The following is a 560-nucleotide window of genomic DNA, read 5'->3' as shown; positions in this document are numbered from 1 at the left end:
GGCAGCAGCCGGTTTTGCCGTCTGGCTGCCATGATGCGCCCCTTTATATCCGCCAGCCGAGAAATCGCGTCCTTTGATCTGCCGCGGACGGATCAGGCATTTCTTATCAAAACCGATCAGATCCGTTCTGCCTGCCAGACGGAGTGCTTCCAGCACCAGATCATAGTTTTTCGGATTGCGGTACTGGATCAGCGCACGCTGCATCGCTTTCTCATGCGGGTTGGTTGGCACGTACACTTTTTCCATCGTGCGCGGATCATATCCCGTGTAATACATACACGTAGACAGTGTGGATGGCGTCGGATAGAAATCCTGCACCTGCTCCGGCATGTAGCCGAGGTCGCGCAGATATTCTGCCAGTTCGATCGCCTCCTTGAGCGTGGAACCCGGATGGGAGGACATCAGGTACGGAACGAGGTACTGCTTCATTCCCAGCGAGTCATTCATCGCTGCATATTCCTTCATGAACTGGCGGTAAACCTTATTCTCCGGTTTTCCCATCCGTTTTAATACATTATCCGATATATGTTCCGGCGCTACCTTGAGCTGTCCGCTGACAT

The 560-nt window shown here is 53.2% G+C and carries 1 protein-coding gene; it reads right to left on the bottom strand.

What is annotated here, in order from left to right; translation table 11 throughout:
- On the bottom strand, positions 1-560 hold a 560-nt coding region (locus QVO97_RS00615; protein ID WP_288188502.1), incomplete at both ends, for a DUF3362 domain-containing protein.

Origin of the sequence: Clostridium sp. CAG:43 (assembly GCF_000434655.1) — a bacterium.
Lineage (GTDB): Bacteria > Bacillota > Clostridia > Lachnospirales > Lachnospiraceae > Otoolea > Otoolea fessa.
Note: the sequence above shows the minus strand (reverse complement) of the source record. Positions and strands in the feature narration are given on the sequence as shown.